The sequence below is a fragment of the Moellerella wisconsensis genome (assembly GCF_022592395.1).
GTDB classification, from domain to species: domain Bacteria; phylum Pseudomonadota; class Gammaproteobacteria; order Enterobacterales; family Enterobacteriaceae; genus Moellerella; species Moellerella wisconsensis.
Genome location: NZ_CP093242.1, coordinates 2,303,488 through 2,321,897, shown reverse-complemented (window position 1 = coordinate 2,321,897; position 18,410 = coordinate 2,303,488). Strand labels below are relative to the sequence as shown.

General features: G+C 35.9%; 10 protein-coding genes and 8 tRNA genes. 12 read left to right on the top strand and 6 right to left on the bottom strand.

Annotation, left to right across the window (positions count from 1 at the left end; all coding sequences use genetic code 11):
• The first annotated feature begins 82 nt into the window (after positions 1–82).
• The gene (locus tag MNY66_RS10215; RefSeq protein WP_047256069.1) at positions 83–1,267 is read left to right on the top strand and encodes a NupC/NupG family nucleoside CNT transporter; all 1,185 of its coding nucleotides are present in this window, start codon (positions 83–85) and stop codon (positions 1,265–1,267) included.
• Between the two features lie 164 nt (positions 1,268–1,431).
• A complete protein-coding gene (locus MNY66_RS10210) occupies positions 1,432–1,647 on the top strand; it encodes a DUF3820 family protein (RefSeq protein ID WP_241500786.1) in 216 nt (71 codons plus the stop codon).
• Between the two features lie 409 nt (positions 1,648–2,056).
• Here the strand turns inward: MNY66_RS10210 and MNY66_RS10205 are convergent.
• From MNY66_RS10205 to gltX, 4 genes are all read right to left on the bottom strand, one after another.
• A tRNA-Ala gene (locus MNY66_RS10205) sits at positions 2,057–2,132 on the bottom strand.
• 89 nt (positions 2,133–2,221) lie between these two features.
• Positions 2,222–2,297, bottom strand: a tRNA-Ala gene (locus MNY66_RS10200).
• A 217-nt stretch (positions 2,298–2,514) separates the two neighbouring features.
• Complete coding sequence (locus MNY66_RS10195; RefSeq protein WP_241500785.1) at positions 2,515–3,534, bottom strand: two-partner secretion domain-containing protein; 1,020 nt, start codon at positions 3,532–3,534, stop codon at positions 2,515–2,517.
• A 153-nt stretch (positions 3,535–3,687) separates the two neighbouring features.
• Positions 3,688–5,109, bottom strand: coding sequence for a glutamate--tRNA ligase (gene gltX, locus MNY66_RS10190; protein WP_047256072.1), 1,422 nt, complete (start codon positions 5,107–5,109; stop codon positions 3,688–3,690).
• Positions 5,110–5,506: 397 nt separating this feature from the next.
• On the opposite strand from gltX, the gene MNY66_RS10185 reads away from it, so the two are divergent.
• From MNY66_RS10185 to MNY66_RS10160, 6 genes are all read left to right on the top strand, one after another.
• Positions 5,507–5,582, top strand: a tRNA-Val gene (locus tag MNY66_RS10185).
• A 54-nt stretch (positions 5,583–5,636) separates the two neighbouring features.
• Positions 5,637–5,712, top strand: a tRNA-Val gene (locus MNY66_RS10180).
• A 32-nt stretch (positions 5,713–5,744) separates the two neighbouring features.
• Positions 5,745–5,820 (top strand) — tRNA-Val (locus MNY66_RS10175).
• A 30-nt stretch (positions 5,821–5,850) separates the two neighbouring features.
• A tRNA-Lys gene (locus MNY66_RS10170) sits at positions 5,851–5,926 on the top strand.
• 40 nt (positions 5,927–5,966) lie between these two features.
• Positions 5,967–6,042, top strand: a tRNA-Lys gene (locus tag MNY66_RS10165).
• 1,935 nt (positions 6,043–7,977) lie between these two features.
• Entirely contained in the window at positions 7,978–8,271 is a 294-nt protein-coding gene (locus MNY66_RS10160) for a helix-turn-helix domain-containing protein (RefSeq protein ID WP_047256119.1), read from the top strand.
• 1,070 nt (positions 8,272–9,341) lie between these two features.
• Here MNY66_RS10160 and MNY66_RS10155 read toward each other — a convergent pair.
• Positions 9,342–10,450 (bottom strand): IS3 family transposase gene (locus MNY66_RS10155; protein ID WP_395351331.1). Its coding sequence is split into 2 segments (ribosomal slippage): positions 9,342–10,198 and positions 10,198–10,450, totalling 1,110 coding nucleotides; the frame shifts between segments, so codons are not numbered across the junction.
• Positions 10,451–10,780: 330 nt separating this feature from the next.
• The gene (gene tssH / locus MNY66_RS10150) at positions 10,781–13,402 is read right to left on the bottom strand and encodes a type VI secretion system ATPase TssH (RefSeq protein WP_241500784.1); all 2,622 of its coding nucleotides are present in this window, start codon (positions 13,400–13,402) and stop codon (positions 10,781–10,783) included.
• Between the two features lie 291 nt (positions 13,403–13,693).
• Here tssH and MNY66_RS10145 point away from each other — a divergent pair.
• The 4 genes from MNY66_RS10145 to MNY66_RS10130 all read left to right on the top strand — a co-directional run bounded on the left by MNY66_RS10145 (position 13,694) and on the right by MNY66_RS10130 (position 18,366).
• Positions 13,694–13,768, top strand: a tRNA-Arg gene (locus MNY66_RS10145).
• A 344-nt stretch (positions 13,769–14,112) separates the two neighbouring features.
• Positions 14,113–14,625 carry a lipocalin family protein gene (locus tag MNY66_RS10140; protein ID WP_047256074.1) on the top strand — a complete coding sequence of 171 codons (513 nt, stop codon included), beginning with the start codon at positions 14,113–14,115 and terminating at the stop codon, positions 14,623–14,625.
• Positions 14,626–14,986: 361 nt separating this feature from the next.
• Positions 14,987–16,918 (top strand): glucose PTS transporter subunit IIA, encoded by a 1,932-nt coding sequence (locus MNY66_RS10135; RefSeq protein ID WP_241500783.1) that lies wholly within the window; start codon positions 14,987–14,989, stop codon positions 16,916–16,918.
• A gap of 5 nt (positions 16,919–16,923) precedes the next feature.
• Positions 16,924–18,366 carry a 6-phospho-beta-glucosidase gene (locus MNY66_RS10130; protein WP_231637026.1) on the top strand — a complete coding sequence of 481 codons (1,443 nt, stop codon included), beginning with the start codon at positions 16,924–16,926 and terminating at the stop codon, positions 18,364–18,366.
• Positions 18,367–18,410: the final 44 nt, after the last annotated feature.

Below are 18,410 nucleotides of genomic sequence, written 5' to 3'. Positions count from 1 at the left end.
ATTGTGACTTCAATCTCATTTTATTGTTCCCTGTTACATAGAATGAGGTCATTAATTATTTACTGATCTGATGGAGTCGCTAATGACCTCAATCCTACATTTTATCTTATCACTAGTTGTAATTTGTGGACTGGCTATCTTAGCTAGTAATAACCGTCGAGGAATTCGTCCTCGTTATATTATTCAGCTGCTAGTTATCCAAATCGGGCTGGCGTGGTTTTTCTTAAGCTCTGATGTAGGTGAAGGTTTTGTTCGTGGCTTCGCTAATATTTTCCAATATCTTTTAGGGTATGCGCGTCATGGGACTGAGTTTGTCTTCGGTGGCATGATGGAAGGTGGGCTGGCATTCTTCTTCCTACAAGTGCTTTGCCCGATTATCTTTATTTCTGCGCTTATTGGTATTTTGCAACACATTAAAATATTACCATTAGTTATCCGTGCGATTGGTACTGTTTTATCTAAAGTTAACGGCATGGGGAAACTAGAATCCTTTAATGCGGTGAGCTCATTGGTGCTCGGCCAATCAGAAAACTTCATTGCGTACAAAGATGTACTGAATAAAATGTCAGATCGCAGAATGTACACTATGGCAGCAACGGCGATGTCTACCGTTTCCATGTCGATTGTTGGTGCTTACATGACTATGCTAGACCCTAAATATGTCATCGTCGCATTGGTGTTGAACATGTTTGGTACTTTCGTTGTTTTATCATTAATCAATCCGTATGAAATTGATAAAGAAGAAGATATTCAAATGAATAATCTTCATGAAGGTCAAAGTTTCTTTGAAATGTTAGGCGAATACATTCTGGCTGGTTTTAAAGTTGCCCTGATTGTTGCAGCAATGCTAATTGGCTTTATTGCCTTGATAGCAATGGTAAATGGTATTTTCTCTGCGGTCTTTGGTGTCGATTTTGAGACTATCCTTGGCTATGCATTTTATCCTTTTGCTTGGATCCTCGGTATCCCTGCGGATGAAGCATTAAAAGTGGGTGGGATAATGGCGGTTAAATTGGTATCTAATGAATTTGTTGCCATGGATAGCTTGACCAAAATTATTGGCGAATTATCTCCACGTTCTATCGCTATTCTGTCTGTTTTCTTAGTCTCTTTTGCTAACTTCTCTTCTATTGGAATAGTAGCGGGAGCGATTAAAGGCTTAAATGAAAAGCAAGGTAATACTGTTGCACGCTTTGGATTGAAATTATTATATGGCTCAACGCTGGTTAGCTTCTTATCTGCTGCTGTTGTTGGATTAATCGTCTGATACTCAGAGCATCGATAGAATATAAAAACGGCATTCTTCGGAATGCCGTTTTGCGTTATATTATTTATTATTTTTAAGATTAGATTTTATTAATACATTCTAAGAATAATGAAGAATAACCAGCTTATCATTGGGATTAAAATTTTTGAGGGATATCTGTCTGTATGGAAAAACAAGATTTATTAGATATTGCTAATACTATAATGCCGTTTGGTAAATACCATGGTAGGGCGCTGATCGACCTTCCTGAAGAATATCTATTATGGTTTTATCGCAAAGGAACCTTTCCCGCAGGGCGTTTAGGCCAACTGATGGAGATGACATTGGCAGTTAAGATTGAAGGGCTTGATGGACTAATCAAACCGTTAAAGCGAAAATAAGCGCCTTAGCAGCTCTAGAGTGATTTTAAGCTGATTATCTATATGTAGTTATGTTTTGTAGCTGAAATAGCAATGAGTTGGGCTAGATGGCTTAATTCGCCGTCAATTTATATCCAGTATAGTTGCTGAAATATAGCGTATAAAAAATAATACGATTAAAAATACCGCCGTGAGCTATATCTGCAACAGCTCATATCCACAATAGACGATAACCATCATAGGTCAAAATCGCCTATGAATTATTAGCTTGTTAGAGCGATAGATTGTAGAGAGAGGAGAATTATCTAAATAGCGAGTGCACGGTATGGATTTCTAGGATGGACAAAAACCGGGGGATGATTCACTGAGTGGATTTATCATTTGCTCAATAGTAAAAAACCCCGAAAGCGCACTTTCAGGGTTTAATAATTGGTGGAGCTAAGCGGGATCGAACCGCTGACCTCTTGCATGCCATGCAAGCGCTCTCCCAGCTGAGCTATAGCCCCGAAATACAGCAAAATTATTTTTATTTATCAACTATATGTTTAGATTACATAGTTATATTACGATAAAATCCAATCTATCTGGAAAAGATTGGTGGAGCTAAGCGGGATCGAACCGCTGACCTCTTGCATGCCATGCAAGCGCTCTCCCAGCTGAGCTATAGCCCCGAACAATTCTGTATCTGCGCGGAATGATATTCAAGCTTCGCTAAAGTGTCAATTAAATAATGCAATTTTGCGTTTGTCTGCTGAAATATAGAGCGTTTTTCATTTTTTCAGTAGTAAGAGGTAATAGCAATTTGGAGATTATTAGTATACAACAAGTGGGGCATACCCTATCGAGTATGCCCAGGTACGGCTTTAAATATAGAATTAAACACAAACTTTAATAGTCAAACCCTCCACCAATATACAATCTTGAATTGGTTAATCTAAGCTGATTATTTTTCTCTATATCGTTATTATTAGATAGGTTATTTGCTGAGATCATTAATGTGCTATTATTAATTTCAATTTCTGACTTATAAAATTTAGCTTGTCTTAAATTTAAAATAGATGATTGTTTAGTATTTTCAGAGCTTATTCTTAATTTTGATTTTGGTGCGCCATAATAATGGCCTTTTGATGTTATATTTAATTCATTTACATCAATTAATCCATAGTTTTTTATATTATACCTATGATCACTACGGATAAATAATCCACCAGAGGTAATAGATGCTAATTTCTTAATCTTAACATGAGTTGCTCTTCTTTGTGTAATTAATTCTGGATTTTGAACATTCTTATTGAAATTATCACTCCCCATACTATAAATATTAATATTTTTATTATTAATATTTCTTCCTGAAAATTTAATATTATTTGAGATGATATTAAGGTCACCTTTTGCTCGTTCATTACGTAAGTTATTTATGATAATTGCCTTTCTATTATAACTGACACCTTTTATATCACCTTGATTTAACTTGATTAGTTTTCCTGACACTAGTGTGGTTTCATTAGTGAAACCACAACCATTACAGCTTATTCCGTTAGGATTAACGATAAGGTGATGTGCATCTTCACCAGCGATTTCAATTATTCCATTAATATAGCTTGGGTTTTTTGAAGTTACTTCACTAATGATCATTTTAGCAGCGGGTATATTATCTTGTTTTTTATTATTAAGAATTAAACCTTTTTCATCAATATTAAATTTAATATAATAATTATGCGACAAACCGCCTTTATCTGCAGGATTAATATTTACAGTATCTATATTTTTATTATCTATAGTTAAAGTTTGAGGTTTATTTTGATCAGGAATAATGTGATTAGTTTGATTGTTATTATCAGCTATAGAAACACTACTGTTAATGAAAACACTCAGACTAATATATTTAAATAATGATTTTTTATTCATATAACATTCCTTGTATTTGAATAATGAGGGGAGTGCTATATTGCGATTATTTTTTTATTGAGGTCAAGTTATTTATTGGATTACTTTATTTCATGGTACAAAAATAGCCCCATAAAAATAAACCTTATGGGGCTATAAATAGAAATAATAAAATTATTGAGCAGAAGCCTCACGTTCAGCAATGAATGCTAAGGCTTTATCAATACGAGTCAGCGAACGAGACTGACCGATAGCATGGACAGTGACATCTAACCCCGGTGATTGACCCGCGCCTGTCACAGCTACTCGTAAAGGCATGCCTACTTTACCCATACCGACATTCAATTCAGCAGCTGTTGCTTCAATGGCTTGATGTACATTTTCAGCTGTCCATTCAGTAATTGCTGCCAGTTTAGCTTTAACAACTTCTAACGGTTGACGAGCAACAGGACGCAAATGTTTTTTTGCTGCATCAGCATCAAAGGCATCAAAATCTTCATAGAAATAACGGCAAGATTCTGCAATTTCTTTCAATGTTTTACAGCGCTCTCCTAATAGCTTAATTAATTCAACTAATTGTGGCCCTGTTTGGGTATCAATACCTTGTTGTTCAATATGCCAGGCTAAATGTACGGCAACTTCTTCTGGCGGGAGAGTATTAATATAATGATGATTCAGCCATAGTAATTTGTCAGTATTAAATGCACTGGCAGATTTACTAATTGCATCCAGACTGAAATGTTGGATCATCTCTTCGAGAGTGAAAATTTCTTGGTCGCCGTGAGCCCAGCCTAAACGAACCAGATAATTCAGTAGCGCTTCTGGCAGATAACCGTCATCACGATATTGCATTACGCTAACCGCACCGTGACGTTTAGACAGTTTTTTACCATCATCGCCTAAGATCATCGATACGTGTGCATATTCAGGGACTGGGGCATTTAACGCTTTTAATATATTGATTTGACGAGGAGTATTATTGATATGGTCTTCACCACGGATAACGTGGGTAATTTCCATATCCCAGTCATCAATAACGACACAGAAGTTATATGTTGGAGCACCATCAGTACGACGGATGATTAAATCATCGAGCTCTTGATTGCTGATTTCGATAGGGCCACGGATTTTATCATCAAAAATTACTGAACCTTCTTGTGGATTACGGAAACGTACCACATGCGGCTCATCTGGAGTATGACTATGTGCATGATCACGACAGCAACCATCATAGCGAGGTTTCTCACCATTGGCCATTTGCTGCTCTCTGAGCGCCTCAAGACGTTCTTTTGAGCAATAACAACGATATGCAGTACCCGCATCTAGCATTTGGTCAATAACTTCATTATAGCGTTCAAAACGTTTAGTCTGGAAATAAGGGCCTTCATCCCAACCTAAATTCAGCCAGTTCATCCCGTCCATGATAGCATCAATGGCTTCCTGAGTAGAGCGTTCAAGATCGGTATCTTCGATACGCAGCACAAACTCACCTTGATTATGACGGCTAAAAAGCCAGGAATAAAGTGCGGTACGTGCACCACCAACATGCAAATAGCCTGTAGGACTTGGCGCAAAACGGGTTTTAATTTTACTCATCAGGATTGCCTTATTACGTTACGTTAGTTCGTACGTGTTTGTCCCCATCTAATTTTTAACATTTATAGATAAGATGGGAGTAGTGAAATAAATAATATTTCGACCATTTTAACACTGCCATGCGGATCCTCAATGAGGTAATTACGGTTAGGCGATGAAAAATCGAATAAAGTGAGAAAAAACAGATAAAAATTATTGCTCATAAAAGATTTGGTTTCATCGCGAACAAAGGATAATTAGCAAAATGATAATCTTATTGCACAAAATTGATTAAATGATATTCTCTGTTGGCGATATTTGGCGCATCTTGATTAATTTTGCAACGAACGAAAAAAAACTATAGAAAAATCGTTGACTCAGTCAGAAGTATCCCTATAATGCACCTCCATCGACGACAGGGCGATTAGCTCAGTTGGTAGAGCACCTCCCTTACAAGGAGGGGGTCACTGGTTCGAGCCCGGTATCGCCCACCATATTCTGTTGACGATAATGAAGTAAAGATTTAAAGTGAAAATTGATAAGTAATTGGGCGATTAGCTCAGTTGGTAGAGCACCTCCCTTACAAGGAGGGGGTCACTGGTTCGAACCCGGTATCGCCCACCAATTACTTATAAATATGATAGCTACCATGAAGTGGGCGATTAGCTCAGTTGGTAGAGCACCTCCCTTACAAGGAGGGGGTCACTGGTTCGAGCCCGGTATCGCCCACCACTTCATAAAAACAGTTTGATATTTCTAGATGGGTCGTTAGCTCAGTTGGTAGAGCAGTTGACTTTTAATCAATTGGTCGCAGGTTCGAATCCTGCACGACCCACCATCTAAATATACCATAATGTTTAAATTAGCCATATCTAGATGGGTCGTTAGCTCAGTTGGTAGAGCAGTTGACTTTTAATCAATTGGTCGCAGGTTCGAATCCTGCACGACCCACCATCTAAAAAACCTTCAACACCATCAACACCATCAACACCATCAACACCATCAACACCATCAACACCTTCAACACCTTCAACACCTTCAACACCTTCAACACCTTCAATACCGTCACCTTCAGTATTCTTACCATATGACTACATTGATGATTATCCTCTCTTTTTAGCATGTCTTTTTTCCGTAAGTTAAGCCCTAAAAAGCGTTCGCTAATGGTTTAAGATCCCGTTGTGATGACTCTGACAGTATTATTATTCATTAAATTAACATGACGAGGGCGCTCTACTAGCTATCTCATTTATCGAGTTAAATGATTGATTCTACTGCTAAATATGAAATAACGTACCAATAGCGATAATGATAAGATTATTATCGCCTAAAAATACAAGATGAATTGATGAAGATATGTTTATTGAGGAAATTTAATTTTAATCACTTAAGTAGTATAAAAACCTTGTCATCTAATAGTCGTAATTTGAGTGCTTTTTTTATGTAGTTAATAAAATTTAAAATAAAACATAACCCATATTTTTGTGATAAATCAGCCTATAAATAAAATTATCATAATAGCACCGCCATCAAATATATCTATTTTAGAGATAATTAAAAGATATGAGTTCAACTGCTAACCATTGAACTTACAATATTAATAATTTAACTTATCAGATAGTTATGTGGACGTTTTATATCCGCTAGCTTGCGTGAGTACTTTATGAATAACCTTCATCCTATAAAAAACTCAATTAGATTTTTTAGTTTAAATATATCAAAGTTTAAACCTACCTTATACCCTTATCTTATTTTGTATTATATTTCAACTTACTTGGTATAATTGAGTTTTTATATCGTATTTATATATAAAATAGATATTATTAGGTTATTGCGCTGAAATTAATTTTGAAAATGAGGCGATAATTGTGATTTTTTTAATTTAGCTAAGCTTAGATTTATTAGTTATCTATTATATTTTATAGCAGCTCTCTAATTTTAGTAATCACTAGTGTAATATCAGAGGTTAATGAGCGAGCACATCTAAAATAAAAGTTCACTTTGTAATGACTAAATACTAATTTTTTAAAGATTATTAACATTATAAATATTTATTTATATACCTGCTAAAATTTTTTATAAATATAGGGAATATATCTATATTGTTGCACTGTAGTATTATGATTGGTGTTTTATTTTAACTAAGGAGAATGAAACCGTTATTCACAATAAGGGGCTTCTTTTACTAAGAGTTCCATCTTACTTTGAAGTTAAGGTGGCGTTGCATTTAACTTAAGTTAAAGCTGGCAGCGGGTACTGATTAATATCTGTTATAGGTATAGAGAGTGGTTTATTTCTATAATTGAATGAATTGTTAATTTTGTAACATAAATGCGAGAATATAACGTATTGATATTAAATGGAATAAATATCAAAGCTGAAAACAATTACATATATTTACTTAGGTTTACATAGATACGTGCTTTTACGCGGATGAAGTGCTCTTTTAGTGATTATATTTTGAATAATCATTAATATTGTTACAGTGTTAAATTATACTATTTATTTTGATTTTTTTTGGGTTTTTTATCGGTGTAAAATAATTAATGTAGTTGATTATCTGGTTAAATTAACCATGTTTAGTACAAGGTTAACCTAACTCATTTGACGGGTTTTTTTGTTAACTATTTGATTCTGTTGGTTATCTTGTTTTTTGTTGGGAGGTATTAAATGATGCTCATATTTAGTTACAAATGTTAATTGTCATATTGTGATTGGTTGAAACTAATTATGCGGCTAGTATATCATCCTCAACGAAATATAAGGTTTAAATATAGTTATTAACTTCTAAATGCCTTATTATTAAATAAACATAACAATAAAAAGACACAGAATTCACCTGCTGATTTTTTATTACCATTAATTTTATAAATTGAAGCGAGAATGTTTATGAATACGAAATATCCTGTCGCTTGTGCCGTTGGACAAAAAATTAAGTCACTGAGAAAATCTCAAGGTTATACAGTCTTTCAATTAGCTAAAGAGATTGATATTAGTGAGCAACAATTGTTTCGTTATGAGCGAGGTGTTAACCGGATAGATATTGATTGTCTAGTTAAAGTATTGAAAATACTAGATGTAAATATGGGTGACTTTTTTGAGGATATCTTAAAAGAAAGCGCCAATGAAGATGAAGATAGCGACTCTAAAGTGTTTAGTGACTCAATCTACCCTCTACTCTAATAATTAATGTTTTATGGTAGAAATAAAAACAAGATATAAATAAATAGCTTATCTGACTGAGTATTTGCTTATAAATTGTGTTTAATTTCTATTATGTATAGCTATTTTCTAGTAAAACTTAGCATAAAAAACATTCAATGAAGTTAAAATAATTACTTATATCTAATATAGGCTCCTGCTTAGGGGCCTATATTTCTTTCTATAGGGGACGATATATTTATCTATAATTAGGGGGTATTGTTGTTATTTGCGCGAGTATTTTTTTGTTTGTTTTATATTGTAGTGAAAATAGAATATCTGATCTTTTATTGATTGTCGTAAATGGATCTATCTTTAAATAAGTGTATAAGCTAATTTATTATTGGCTAATAATTATCAATAACTAATATATTGGATGGCAAATTTTTAATTGAAAAATTATCGTGGAGCTGATTTTATACTGTGACAAACTGCACCATTTACTCGGACATTCCTAATGTTAATAGCTCCAACCGATAGCTGGTTGAAATTCACGATCTGTTATTATGTTCTGTTCTTTTATATGCTTTATGTAGACAGTTAACTTGTCATTGATTTAGTAAAAATGAAGTTAATGTATGATAGGTATCAATTTTAAGTCCAATTAATCTAGCATTTGGGTGACTATTCTTCGTAATGCATTGTTAGAAACTAGGTTATATCCTATAAATTTTGGATTATTAAATGTTATGATTGTGGTACCGTGCCTACAGTATTTGTATTATCAATGGGTACGAAATTTCCAGTTTATTTTCTTTTTTTGACTGATTCTATTGACTACTGAATGCTGGGGCAGTAAAAAATGCAGCATAGGCTTCATCGACAATAAAGAATTGATTATCAGTCATATCTATAACTAACTGATTTTAAGGCTAAGATTAAAGTTATAGCTGATATGATCATTTCTGTTGGACTATTTGGATATAAAAATATAAATAACCGATAACCTTTCGAACTTTGTGACTCTCTGCAGCATGCTAGCAAGCTCAAAACTCAGTGCTGCTGCTCGTGGAATTGTCACAATAGAGACATCTAGTGGTGTCCACTCCCCTTTAATTGAGACACGTTAAATTAGAGTTTTCTAACTGTTGACGATAGGCCTCCGGTGGGAGGTGATTTAAACTTTCATGGGTTCGATTTTGGTTATAATCTTGCAGCCAAAACCACGCTAATTCTCGCACTTGGCTTAATGATTCAAATAAATACGCATTTAAAAACTCTCGACGGAACGAACCATTAAAACGTTCGATAAACCCATTTTGCTGCGGTTTTCCCGGTTGAATATGGCACAGTAAAATTTGGTTATCTTCACAATAATTCAATAAGTTAACTGAAATGAGTTCAGGGCCATTATCGACTCGGATCTGTTTCGGTAACCCTCTTTCGGCTTTTAAACGTTCAAGCACCCTGATGACGCGTTCAGCCGGTAATGACGTATCAACCTCAATCGCCAAGCATTCACGCGTTCCTTCATCAATAATGTTGAGAGTTCTGAAGCGCTTACCGCAATATAAACTGTCGTGCATAAAATCCAATGCCCATTGAATATTCGGGACTTTTTCTATCACTAATGGTCTTTTTTCACGCTTCGGAAGCACTTTTTTAACCCGTCGTTTCAGGTTCAATCCTAATCGACAATAAACGCGATAAACTCGTTTATGATTAAAAGGATAGCCTTGAAATCTCAGTCGGAAATAGCATTTCCAGAATCCCGATTGTGGTGATTTCGCTAACACAGATTGTATGGCATCGATCACTACTTGGTCTTTTTTACGCCAATCTATTTGCTGATGGTAAAACGTGGCTCGTGACAACGACGTTAGCTTACAAGCCTTAATGACTGATAAGCCTGCCTCTTTTAATGATTGAGCACAGGATCTCTTTTCAGCCACTACCAACCCTTTTTTGCGAAAAGCTCCTTCATCGCGTGGTTTTCAAGGCTAACTTCCGCAAAGAGCTTTTTCAGTTTCGCATTTTCATCTTCAAGCTCTTTTAATCGTTTAACATCATTCGCTTCCATGCCACCATACTTTGATTTCCAATTATAATAAGTGGCGTTGCTGATCCCATTTTGGCGGCAAATATCTTCCACTTTCATACCAGAATCAGCGAGTTTTAAAATATTAACGATTTGAGTTTCAGTAAAACGAGCTTTTTTCATCATGACCTCTGCAAATTTTAGGGCAGAAAATCTAATTATAGCTGTCTTATTTTAGGGGAAGTGGACAGTGGCATGTGTATACAGTTCAGTTTAATTAAAGGTTGTATTTGGAAAAATAAGCGGTATCTTTTGATTAATAATTCTATCTGTAATCTTAAAAAATATTAATTGATATTAGATTTCATTTCTAATATTTGATGTATTTATCGTAGTAGAAGATCTCAGTTGCTTGTTGCATATTTGAAAGTTGGTTTATTTTAAATCTAAACAGTAGATGCTTTGCTACAACGGAACAAAGCATTTTTTAAGATATTTTAGGCAATAATAAGATTAAGGTGTTACGGGATTATTATTTATTTGTGCTATAAACTCATGATTTTTAACAGATAGCTTGATTATTGAAATATCATCACCATGGGCAGCATATTGCAGTAATAGCAATGATAAAGGCGGTAGTAAGGCTCCATCAATGATTGATTCTAAAATTCTGGCACCATTCTCTGATCGATTAGCACGGATTAATATCTCGTTATAAACCTCATCCTCAATTATAACTTCAGCATTAAATCGCTGTTTTAAACGATTCTCTAAATAGCTTAATTTATCTTGAACAATTGAGGTTAATGTCTCTTGATTTAGTGGTAAATAAGGAATGATTTCCATACGAGCGAGTAAAGCAGGGCGAAAAAAACGTGTAAGTTCAGGATAGAGCGCATCACGTAATAGGTCTGGTTGATCTGCATTATCAACAATAATCTGGTCGCCTAAATTAGAGGTTAAGAAAAAAGCAATATTTTTACAATCAATAATGCGGCCTTCGCCATCAGCTAATTCACCTTTATCAAAAGCTTGATAGAATAAATTTAAGATATCAGGATGAGCTTTTTCAACTTCATCTAATAGAACGACTGAATATGGCTTACGTCGAATAGCTTCAGTTAATATACCGCCCTCACCAAAACCGACATAACCAGGAGGAGCGCCGATCAAACGTGATATCGTATGCTTTTCTTGAAATTCTGACATATTGATAACCGTTAGATATTGGTTACCGCCAAACATTAATTGGGCAATTTGAATAACAGTCTCTGTTTTTCCAACACCACTGGGACCAGCCAATAAAAATGCACCTAATGGGCGACCAGAACGGCGTAAATCTGCTCTGGCAGTGAGTAAATGTTTATGTAAATCAGCAATAGCCAGTGTTTGGCCTTTGATTGATTGCTCAAGATAGCGAGGTAATTCAGTCACAACCGATAACGCATCTTGAGATAAACGATTGAGTGGAACCCCCGTCCATTCTGCAATAACTGCGGCGACTTGGTGCTTATCAACATGTGGAGAAATAAGCATCGAGTATTGTTGGAGTTTATCTAACTCATTAGTTAATTGATTAAGTTGCATCTTAATGGCGGCTATATTATTCATATCATGACAATTATCGCTGATTGACTCACTAAGTTGGGAGCGTAATCTAATGATTTGATTAACTAGATTTTGTTGTGTTTCCCAATCATTTTGTAAACTAGTTAGTTGTTGTTTTAATTCTTCAGATTTATTGGTTAATTTAGATAAACGCTCGGTATGGTTATGCAAACCTAATTGTTGTTCATGAACTAATAAATCTTGCTCCATAGAATATTGATATAGCTTAGTTTTTAATGTTGAAAGCTTTTTTGGTGGCGAGGTCAAATTAATTGCGGTACGTGCACAGGCGGTATCTAAAACATCAATCGCTTTATCCGGTAATTGACGGCCAGATAAATAACGTGCGCTTAATTCTGCACAGGCACATACGGCCTCATCGTCAATAAATACCCCATGTGCAGATTCATAAACTGCTCGCAATCCTCGCATTATAATAGTGGCTTCAGCGGCTGTAGGCTCTTTTACTGGCACTTGTTCAAAGCGTCGAGTAAGCGCCGCATCTTTTTCAAAGTATTTCTTATATTCATTCCAGGTTGTGGCAGCTATTGTTTTTAGCTCACCACGTGCAAGGGCTGGTTTTAATAAATTAGATACATCTAATCCTCCTTGAGCATTGCCAGTACCAATTAATGTATGTGCCTCATCAATGAATAAAATAATAGGCTGAGCAGATTGGTTTATTTCCTGAATAATCCCTTTAAATCGTTTTTCAAATTCGCCTTTAACCGCAGCACCTGCTTGCATAGCAGCGAGATCAAGCGTTAATAATTGGCTTTTTTTAAGTTTTTCTGGCACATCATTAGCTACAATACGTAGAGCAAGACCTTCAATTAATGCGCTTTTTCCAACTCCAGGCTCACCAACGACGATTGGATTGTTTTTTCTTCGTCGGCACAGAATATCAATTAATAAATCAATTTCATGATCTCGACAGAGCACAGGATCGAATCGTCCGTCAGCAGCTTGCTGAGTCATATTTTGACTGAATCGTGATAAAAGACTCTCCGAAGAGACAGTTGCCATCATGTTATCGCGGCTTTCTGTATTATTTTCAATAGAGCTTGATAGCCAAGTATCAAAATAGAGCTTAAATTGTTCCCGGTTAATAGGAGTTAATAATTCAGCCGCTGGACGAGACAGATACCGGTAAGGTGTTTGCAGCAGGGTCAGTAACATTACCCCAGAGCGCAGTTGAGAATGCTGCATTTCCGCAGAAGCTAGTAGCCAACTATCTTTTAACCATTCAACAAGTAATGGTGAAAAGCTTGGAGACTCTTGGGATATTAATTGATTAGGGGGGGTAAAATAACTTAGTTGAGTAATGAACTTATCAATTTGAACCGTTGATTTCTCACAAATTAGAGGTACATCACAAAGAGATACATCGAGTAATTGCAATAAGAAAAGTGAAACTGTAATTTCAGATTGTTGTTCATGTACACAGCGCGCCGCCGCATTTTCCATCGCTTGGCGCGTGATAGGATTAAGTCGGTTAATCAGAGTGGAAAGATCTATTTGGATCATCAGTGCATCCTAGCTAATTGATGGATAGAAAGTGATCAACTCAGCGAATTGTTTATCGAATACTGAGCTGTGGCTAGAATGTATATCGGCAAGAATAGGGGATTTTCTAATATTTATAGTTCATTCAATTAACTATTTATCAGTAACTAGCCTTAGAATAAAATAAGAATAGTTTATAGTGATAATGGACAGAATCTGAAAAATCCCTTATGAATAGATGTAACAACTTGATTTACATAGAGGGTGGCGGTATCATTATCGCCGCATAGCACACTGGTTATTATAGTAGATGTCCTCTTAGTTAAATGGATATAACAAGCCCCTCCTAAGGGCTAATTGCAGGTTCGATTCCTGCAGGGGACACCATAACCGAGTTCGTTGCAGTTCACCTCAGTCCGCTAAATCCTTTTGTAATCAGCATCTCCAAATAAATCCTGTTCGTCATAGTTCGCATTAGTTCGTTGACAGCCGCATGCCATCTTGGGTAAATAATGAGTAAAATAATTTATTTACTTGGAGTTTACTCATCATGCTTACCGTAAAGCAAATTGACGCAGATAAGCCAAATCGATTAAACAGCGTAGCAAATTATATATTCTAAAAATAAGTTAAGTGATATTACCTAGTAAAAGGCAGTGAAAGAGATTATATAATAATATGAAAGTTGGTTGAGGTACTCTTGATATTTTCTTGATTAGAACGGGGGGGATATGTTTCGCTCATTTTTTATTTTGTTCAGTTCATTTCTGATTAATGGGTGCAGCGTTAAAGTACCAAGTGATATTGATCCAATTAAGAACTTTGATTTATCTCGTTATCTAGGGGAGTGGTATGAGGTTGCTAGAATTGACAACCGTTTTGAAAAGGGATTAACCCAAGTTTCTGCAAATTACTCTCTACGTGAAGATGGTGGTGTTAAAGTTGTTAATAAAGGTTGGAGCGCGACTAAAAAAGATTGGAAGGAAAGCATCGGAAAAGCCTATTTTGTTGAATCTCCACAAACGGGAGCGCTAAAAGTTTCATTTTTTGGTCCTTTTTATGGTGGATATAATATTATTAAACTTGATGATGATTACCAATATTCATTAGTTGTAGGGCCGGATAAAAATTATCTATGGGTATTATCTCGAACACCGACAATGCCTGCTGAACTATTAAATCAATATATTCAGTTTGCAAGTGAATTAGGTTTTGAACGTCAACGTATTTTAGTTTTTCAATAAAAATAAACAGACTGATATTTAACGAGTTTATTTCATGGAATAATCAATTTTAAGGCATATTATAGGTTATTCCATGGTTAATTTTAGAGCTGATAACTGTTCTAATGTGTTTTTCATCCCTTATTTTGAAATTTTCCTGTCTAAATTATATTTCGCTGAAATAGCCTCGTATTATCTATTTTTATCTTATGCTTAGCATCTTTTTGACTTATTCAATCCATAAAATAGTACCTCTTAATTTTGCGGCCTAGCGCACAAAACAAATTGAAACCGGTTGCAGAATGGTTTTATTACGTCAACAATGCATTGAAATCGGTTTCAGTGGCGCATATTCCAAAATATAAGTCAGTAAGGTACGCTCATGACAAAGATTCGAGATTATTCAAAATTAGCGAGTGATATTCTTAAAGAGGTCGGTGGAGAAGATAACCTTATCGGCTTTTCTCGCTGTGCAACTCGCTTACGATTAGTTTTAAAAGAAATCCCCAAAGAAGCGATTGATAACATCAAAGCTATGCCGGGTGTTATTACAGTTATTATTAACAGTGGACAATTTCAAATCGTTATCGGTACTCATGTTGCAGATGTGTATAGCGCCATGAGCAAACTGGTTGATTCAGATTTATTACAGGCAGCACCAAAACAAAAAAAACGGATTTTAGACGCTATTATTGCAACGATGTCTGCTGTTTTTGCACCTTTTGTGTATATTTTGGCATCTGCAGGTATTTTACAAGGCGCACTAATTATCGTTAAGCTGATTGATCCTAGTTTCAGTAACACAGGAACTTTTAGTGTTCTGAATTTTATGTCATGGACTCCATTCGCTTTTCTACCGGTATTTATCGCTATCACCGCCGCCAAACATTTTAAATGTAATACTTATATCGCGGTATTGTGCTGTTGTGCATTGATTAACCCCGAGTGGGCATCAATTGCTGGCCGTATTGCTGGTGGAGAATCAATTACATTTTTATCCTTTCCGTTAGCCCAAACGGTTTATACCTCTTCAGTATTACCGCCATTAATTCTTGTTTGGGGATTATCTTGGGTACAACGGTATGTGGAAAAAATATTACCTGATGTTATTACTGCCTTATTTACCCCATTGATTTGTATGCTAATTGTAGTACCTGTAACATTGATTTTGACAGGGCCTGCAATGACCAATGTCGCTGAAAGTCTGGCAAATGGTTACAATTGGTTGTTTGAAACTTCACCATTCCTTGCCGGAGGTGTTATCGGCAGTTTATGGCAAATTGTCGTTATTTTTGGGGTTCATTGGGGAATTACTCCGGTGATTATGGCCAACTTTGACTTATATGGCCGTGACTCTTTCCAAGCTTTCCAAACCATGGCTGTTGTTGGACAAATGGCGGCAGCATTTGCCTGTGGTTTAAAATCACGCAATAAAGAATTCAAAACAACATCATTCTCCGCAAGTGTTACTGGTATTTTTGGTATTACAGAGCCTGCTATTTATGGCGTTACGTTACGCCTGAAAAAGCCATTTATTTGTGGATGTATTGGGGCTGGGGTTGGCGCTATTGTTACGAGTTTCTTTGGCAGCTATTACTACGCCTATGCTGGGTTACCAAGCATACTGACTGTGGTTAATGCTATTAATCCTACTAATCCAAGCTCATTTATTGGTGAAGTAATCGGAGTTACCGTTGCGATTATTGTCACTGTAGTGTTGGTATTGATTATTGGATTTGACGATCCGCAAGACAAAGCGATAACTGAAAGTGCTCATCAGAATGGAGCAACTACGAATTTATCAGAAACAGCACCTACATCACCCCCATCTACAACAACGAATTTTTTTGTAGCTGATAATACATTTATTAGCCCTGCCAATGGTGAAATTATCCCATTAGAAAATGTTAATGATGAAAGCTTCGCCCAGAAGTTACTGGGAGATGGTATTGCCATAATTCCTAGTGACGGACTAATCAGTGCCCCGTGCAATGCCACTGTTGCCTCTGTGATTGGATCACAACATGCGGTTGGTTTGACTTGCGAAAGTGGTGTCGAAATATTAATTCATGTGGGACTCGATACAGTAAAACTTAATGGACAGTATTTCCATACACTAGTTAAAGAAGGCGATAGGGTGAAAGCAGGAGACCCACTGATTCGATTTGATAAATCTAATATTGAGAAAGCCGGCTACGATTTAACGACGCCAGTTCTGGTTCTCAATAGCGATGAGTATCCACTTCAGATATTGACAGCGCCCGGAAAGATTACTACCGGACAACCAATTTTTAAGTTATCACCAGAAAATTAGGAGCAATCATGCGTAATACTTTACCTGACAATTTTTTATGGGGCGGAGCTGTTGCTGCTCATCAACTTGAAGGTGGTTGGGATCAAGCAGGAAAAGGCCTCAGTGTTGTTGATGTTTTAACTTCAGGCGCTCATGGTAGATTAAGAAAAATCACCGAAGGGATTGATCCTAATGAGCAATACCCAAATCATGAAGCTATTGATTTTTATCATCATTATAAAGATGATATTAAATTAATGGCAGAGATGGGGTTCAAATGTTTTCGTACTAGTATCGCGTGGACCCGTATTTTCCCAAATGGAGATGAAACAGAACCTTGTGAAGCGGGATTACAATTCTATGATGATTTATTTGATGAATTATTGAAATATAACATTGAGCCGGTTATTACGCTTAGCCACTTTGAAATGCCCTATTATTTAGCCAAAAAATATAACGGTTGGATGGATAGAAAAGTTATTGATTATTTCGTACATTTTTCAATGGTGGTGATTGAACGTTATCAGCATAAAGTAAAATATTGGATGACATTTAATGAAATTAATAATCAGAAAAATGTTGCTGCAGATATTTTTGGTTGGATGTGCTCTGGCGTAAAATATTCCGAGTTTGAAAAACCTGAAGAAGCAATGTATCAAGCGGTTCATCACCAGTTTGTGGCTAGTGCATTAGTCGTAAAACAAGGCCATGAAATTAATCCAGATTTAAAAATTGGCTGTATGTGTGCATTTGTTCCTTACTATCCTTATTCATCGAACCCTGATGATGTGATGCTAGCCGAAATTGCTATGCGTGATCGTTATTATTTCTCAGATGTAATGGTGCGTGGATATTATCCTGCCTATGCTAAAAAAGAATGGCAAATTAAAGGCTATAACATCCTCATGGATGAAAATGATGAGGCTATTTTACGCGCAGGAAAAGTAGATTACATTGGTATTAGTTATTATATGTCTAATACAGTGAAATCAGATGTAGTAAAATCGAATGCTGAATCAATGGATGGGAGTAGTGAATTTTCGGTTAAAAATCCGTACTTAAAAGCTAGTGATTGGGGATGGCAGATAGATCCTGTTGGCTTACGCTATACACTTACTTCATTATATGAACGTTATGAAAAACCAATATTTATCGTAGAAAATGGTTTTGGTGCTGTCGATATGCCTGATGAAAAAGGATATTGTATTGATGACTATCGAATTGATTATTTACGCGCTCATATTGATGAAATGATTAAAGCAGTAACAATTGATGGTGTTGACCTTATGGGATATACCCCATGGGGTTGTATTGATTTAGTCTCTTTTACTACGGGCGAAATGAAAAAACGTTATGGCTTCATTTATGTTGATAAGCATGATGATGGCACAGGAACCTTAGCTCGTTCACGTAAAAAATCATTCTATTGGTTTAAAGAGGTTATTGAATCAAACGGAGAAAAACGCTAATCAATATGATAGACTGTGCTGTGCTGGGAGCTTGGCACAGTCTA

What these genes read in the sequence shown, in the direction of transcription:
- MNY66_RS10215 (WP_047256069.1), top strand. Translation starts at nt 83, where the DNA reads ATGACCTCAATCCTACATTTTATCTTATCACTAGTTGTAATTTGTGGA.
- MNY66_RS10210 (WP_241500786.1), top strand. Translation starts at nt 1,432, where the DNA reads ATGGAAAAACAAGATTTATTAGATATTGCTAATACTATAATGCCGTTT.
- MNY66_RS10195 (WP_241500785.1), bottom strand. Translation starts at nt 3,534, where the DNA reads ATGAATAAAAAATCATTATTTAAATATATTAGTCTGAGTGTTTTCATT.
- gltX (WP_047256072.1), bottom strand. Translation starts at nt 5,109, where the DNA reads ATGAGTAAAATTAAAACCCGTTTTGCGCCAAGTCCTACAGGCTATTTG.
- MNY66_RS10160 (WP_047256119.1), top strand. Translation starts at nt 7,978, where the DNA reads ATGAATACGAAATATCCTGTCGCTTGTGCCGTTGGACAAAAAATTAAG.
- tssH (WP_241500784.1), bottom strand. Translation starts at nt 13,402, where the DNA reads ATGATCCAAATAGATCTTTCCACTCTGATTAACCGACTTAATCCTATC.
- MNY66_RS10140 (WP_047256074.1), top strand. Translation starts at nt 14,113, where the DNA reads ATGTTTCGCTCATTTTTTATTTTGTTCAGTTCATTTCTGATTAATGGG.
- MNY66_RS10135 (WP_241500783.1), top strand. Translation starts at nt 14,987, where the DNA reads ATGACAAAGATTCGAGATTATTCAAAATTAGCGAGTGATATTCTTAAA.